The 5484-nt window shown below is 49.2% G+C and carries 3 protein-coding genes; 2 read left to right on the forward strand and 1 reads right to left on the reverse strand.

Annotated elements, in window-relative coordinates; genetic code table 11:
* Window positions 1-3416 (forward strand): family 31 carbohydrate-binding protein (locus AWU77_RS02395; RefSeq protein WP_193747479.1); only part of this gene is annotated, 3416 nt, incomplete at its 5' end.
* 316 nt (window positions 3417-3732) lie between these two features.
* Complete coding sequence (locus tag AWU77_RS02400; protein ID WP_062058716.1) at window positions 3733-4782, forward strand: LacI family DNA-binding transcriptional regulator; 1050 nt, start codon at window positions 3733-3735, stop codon at window positions 4780-4782.
* 108 nt (window positions 4783-4890) lie between these two features.
* Here AWU77_RS02400 and AWU77_RS02405 read toward each other — a convergent pair.
* Window positions 4891-5484: tryptophan 7-halogenase (locus AWU77_RS02405; RefSeq protein ID WP_193747480.1), on the reverse strand; the 594-nt coding region annotated here is incomplete at its 5' end.

A 5484-nucleotide genomic window follows, 5' to 3' on the forward strand; every position in this document is an offset into this window, starting at 1 on the left:
ATCATTTAGATGGCGGCCAAACTGCGGGCTTTGTGTACCTGTGTGTGAATGGCGATTGCCGTACAGCGACTAAAGTGGGTAATCGTTACGAGCGCTCTTTCGCTCCGGTGACGACAGCCACAACCTATTCAATCGAATTTAAAATCCAGGACAATGCTATTGGCCAATGCCTGACATCTGCATCGGTTAAACCCGGCAATGCGGTCGCAAGCACACCTTGTTATTCCGGCTCAGTCCCCGTAAGTTCAGCCGCAACCTCTTCAGCACCGGCTTCAATACCAGCCTCATCTATTCCCGCCAGCTCAGCACCTGCAGCGACTAGCTCCAGCAGTGCTAATACAGACGGTGCAGGTGTATTCGGTTTGACCACCAGCGGACTGCTGTACCATTTGAACGGCGGTCAAACCGGTGGTTTTGTGTATTTGTGTTTGAATGACAATTGCCAAACAGCCACTAAAACCAATGGCCGCTATGAGCGCAATTTTGGTTCGGTCGGCGCTGCGACCAACTATAAGGTCGAGTTTAAAATTCAGGACAATGCCACTGGTCAATGCATCACCTCTGGCAACCTCATACCCGGCAGTGCATTAAGCGAAACCGCCTGTTTCAATGGCAGCGTCAGTGTCAGCTCGGCGAGCGTTTCCTCACTTGCCCCTGGCTCCAGCAGTAAGTCATCAACCCCATTGAATTCGAGCAGTAAATCATCAACACCGCTTAGCTCGAGCAGCAAGTCATCAACACCCTTGAGTTCTAGCAGCCAATCTTCAGCCGTAGCATTGCCAAGTTCCAGCAGCCAATCCTCATCCAGCTCAGCACCCGCCGCGAGCGGTGATTTCGGCTTGGTTTATGTGAGCAATACCAGCGGTATTATTCGCCATCGCGATAAACCCTTCACCGCTGCGTTTGCCAATCTGTGCTTTAACGGTGCCTGCTCTACAGCAACGCTGCGCAATGGCTACTGGGAACGCAATATCGATGGCTTGACCTTGGGCGCGGTTTACAATATCGGCACCCAAATTCAGGACAATGCTATCGGCCAGTGCGCCATTAATACCAATGTTACCTTCCAAAAAGAGGGCACTTTTGTTACCAGCGCATGCTTACCACCGGATCTTGATGCACCAACCTTACCGAGCAATTTACAAGGTGTGCAGAAAAATGGCCGCGCCGTTGCGTTGACTTGGACTGCCTCTACTGATAACCGCGGTGTTGCCCGCTATGAATTGTTCCGCAACAACACACTAGTCGCATCGCCCGCTGGCACCAGCCACAACGACTCTGGTTTGACCGAAAATAGCAGCTACCAGTATGCGATCCGTGCCTGTGATGCAGCCAATAACTGCTCAGCAAAAAGTGCGACAATCATTGTTGCAACGGGCAATTTTGCGCCCGATACCACAGCCCCTACCGTTCCAGGTAATTTCACCGGTAAAGGCAATTCGATTAATACAGTCTTGTTGAGCTGGAATGCATCAACCGATGCAGCAGGTTTGGTTGCACTCTATAACGTATTTAAAGACAACGTAAAAATTGGCAGTCCGACCACAACATCATTCACCGCTAGCGGTATGAAAGCCGGTGAGCGTCACAGCTACGCCGTACAAGCCTGTGATGATTCCGGCAATTGCTCGGCCAAAACAACCGCTATCAGCGTGGCTACTAACCCACCAGATTTTAGCAATCTGGATTTCACCACCAATTCCCATGAAGGTTATGTACACTTTGGTGGCAATGAAGTTGGCCCAGCACCGCGCGCCAATCGCCCAGATGCCTTAGCAACCCCCATCAATGGCGCCACCGCTAATCCACGTGGCTTTGCATTTGATATCACCGGCAACCAATTAACTTGGCGCTGGGGTGCAAACAATGTTCCACAAGGTACTGCGGGCGATGTTGGTTTCACCCGTACCGCAGGCGATTCCGGCCTTGAAATGCATTGCTCTGAAGATGGCAACAAGACCTTTAAAATGGCCAAGTTGGTTAATTCAACCCTGACCATTCCATGTTCGTCAGCTAATTACACTTACTTCTTCCGCTACAAACACCCGCTGGCAATGAGCAGTTTGGCCGGTACCGATTGGATTCACACGGCACTCTTCACTATCGCCACACGGGTTAACGTCAATGCCTACACCCCCTTCACCGATGGCTCTTCCAACTGGATGCGCTGGCGCCACCCGATTGCACATGACGGTTGTACCGCAGCGGTATCGGATGCATGTCATAACAACAGCTTGTTGCGCGATTTGGATCGCTACACCATTTGGGTCGATGACTCGCCCAACAATGTACAAGTTCGCCACTCGGCAAGCGGCGGTATTTTGCGGATTGAAGCAGCGCGTCATCACGCCGGCAACTCCAATGGCCAACAACAATTCACCTACAACATGGGTACTGGGTTTGGCAGTGAGTTCAGTTATGGTCAAGTCATTCAATTTGAGATCACCGCTGTAGCCGGCTCGCAGGTTTACAACGACTTCTCCTACTACACCGTCGGTTTAGGTTGGGGTAACTACGGTGACCCGCGTTTGAACCCAGCGGGCCGTGCCAGTACCACCATGATTATCGCCGGTGCACCGGGTGCGGACATCTTCAATGAACAAGAAGCTATCTTTACCCAACCACTGGTCACTGTGCACTCGGAAGGCCTGATGAATGACTTCATTGTCGGCCACCACCTGTTCCACGGTATTGACCCCAAGGTTCGTCATGGTGCACACGACCAAGTAAAAATTGGTGAGCGCAGCTGTGGTGGTTGTCACTTCCGCGATGGTCGCGGTTCTGAAGTGATTGATACACCACGCGGGAAACGTTTACCACCGCCGGTATACGGGGTAAAACTGTTGGAGTGGATGGTCGGCCGTGAAGCGGGTTTCCGTTGGGATGGCCAAGTAGGAAGCGTTGAAGATCAAATCCATAACGCGCTACTGGAAGATCATGGTGTTAGAGCAGAAGATCTACCTCCCCGCGTGCTGGAAACTCTTGTTAACTACACCGAAGTGCTGACCGTGCCTGCACGTCGCCCAGCGGTATACGACAATCCTTCAGTTGCGCGTGGCGATGTAGCATTCAATGAAATTGGTTGCGCCGGTTGCCACAAACCAGAAGCCAGAACCCGCGCTGATGCGCCTTCGCACCTGCGCAACATTAGTATCCGACCTTACACAGATATGAAAACCTGGGATTTAGGCGGCGATCAAGCTTACCGCACCCCTGCACTATGGGGCTTAAGCCACAACTTGACGCTACTGGAATCGCGTGGACGCGCAGTGCTCTTCATGCACGATGGCTCTGCCGCCAGCGTTGAAGCAGCCATTGCTGCCCACGGCGGAGCAGGCCAAACATCGCGCAGCGCCTATAACGCATTGAGCGCTGCAGATAAAAAAGCTGTCGTGGACTTTATTAAATCACTCTAAACCAGCGTTAACTTTATAAATAAAGGATAAAGATATTTTTACACTTAGGAGCAAGGATCGCGCCACTCCCTATCTCCATCATTGGCGTTTCTAGCCAATGAGTTTTGGCTGGTGAAGTCCGCTACAACACCTGTGCTGTAACGGATAAGCTAATGGCGATCCTTTTGGGTCGCCCTTTTTGCCCCACCCTCTCCTCCCGCGATCCCCTCTTTTAGTAATTGCATCAAGCTATTTTACCTAGGATAATTTGCTCCAGATAACAATCGCGTTATGATGCCGCGCAATCCTCAATCTCTTTATTCCATGGAAATATGTAATGAGTGGAAGACGCTCCCCCGAGAAAAATAAACAATCCACTATGCGCGATGTAGCGGAAATGGCCAACGTTTCGCTGATGACCGTATCGCGCGTACTCAATGAAGATGGCAAAGTCGCCGATGAAACACGCGAACGCGTCATGGCCGCAGTAGAAAAACTGAATTACAAACTCAACATTTCAGCGCGCAGCTTATCCAGCGCAAAATCTTACGAGATAGGTTTTTTTTACGATCAAAGTAAAGGCGCCTTTATTAAAGAATATTTGATCGGTACCATGCTGCGCTGCAACCAATTGGGCTACCACCTCATTCTGGAACCCTGCGACTTTTCCGATATGGATATCAACTCTCATATTAAAAAAATGGTTCGTCGCCATGCACTGGACGGCATCATAGTACCGCCCCCCCTTAGTGATAACGCCAAACTACTAGATGCATTGGATGCCGAAGGACTGCGTTATGTGCGCGTCGGCCCAGGCGCACAACTCAAACGCGCCTTTTGTGTCCACATCAATGACTATGCTGCCGCAGTACAAATGACCGAACACCTGATCAATAAAGGCCATAAAAATATTGGTTTTATTAAAGGTGATCTCTCTCAGGAAACTAGTCACCGTCGTTTCGCGGGTTATATGGATACCATGCAAAAACACAATTTGCGCGTGGCATCCAGCTGGATCGGTGAAGGTAACTTTGAATTTGAAGGTGGCATGCTTGCCGCTGAAAAAATTTTGAAAAAAACCAAAGTCAGTGCGATTTTTGCCTCCAATGATGACATGGCTGCAGGCGTAATTGCCGCTGCGCGCAAAATGCATATAGACGTACCTGAACAATTAAGTGTTGCGGGATTCGATGACACCACACTCGCTGAATCCATGTGGCCAAAACTCACCACAATCCATCAGCCCATTTATGAAATGTCGCAATCGGCAGTAGATTTATTAGTAGAATCCATTCGCTCAAATTTCGATAAAAAAATCACATCTAAAGTACAGATAGAACTTGATCATTATTTAAAAGATCGAGAGTCTATTAACGAAATTCATTAGATGCCCGATTACGGAGTGAACTGTCAATTCAACCAGGATAAAAAGTTTTCTTGCGGAAAACTGTGGGCAGCTCACGAAAGCCATCAAAAGATGATGCCTTCGCAGAAATTATTCAACCACTTGCGAAGATTTTATAAAAATATTGCGCTGCATAAAATGCAGGTGATCCGGTAGATCTTTAACGGTATTGGCAATGCTTGCAGCGATTGCTTTTAATTCCTGTTCGACGAGTTGCACATCAAAATCATCTACCACCGGATGGTAATGCTGCGGCTGAATATTGAACCCGGAAAACATCGCCAGCCAACTGTTGGTGTCAAAAAAATCGAGTTCATCTACCTGGGGTTGACCGGTGGCTTTAAAGTACTCAATGCGCGCGCTGAGTGTATCGGGAATTGCCATGTTGCGGCATTCATCCCAGAAGGCTTGGCCATGGCGCTGGTTGGCGTAATAATGCAGGATTAAAAAATCGCGCAATTTCTCCTGCCGTATACGCAAGTTGTTGTTCACCGTGTTGACCAGGGTTTGATTGAATTGATTATTAGGGAAATGATTAAGCAGCAGGGTAAGACTTGATTGGATTAAATAGATGCTGGTGGATTCGAGTGGTTCCATAAAACCACTGGCCAGACCCAAACAAAACACATTTTTATTCCACGCCTGTTTGCGCATGCCGGTGGTAAAACGAATAAATTTGGGTTC

This window comes from Cellvibrio sp. OA-2007 (assembly GCF_000953825.1).
GTDB lineage: Bacteria > Pseudomonadota > Gammaproteobacteria > Pseudomonadales > Cellvibrionaceae > Cellvibrio.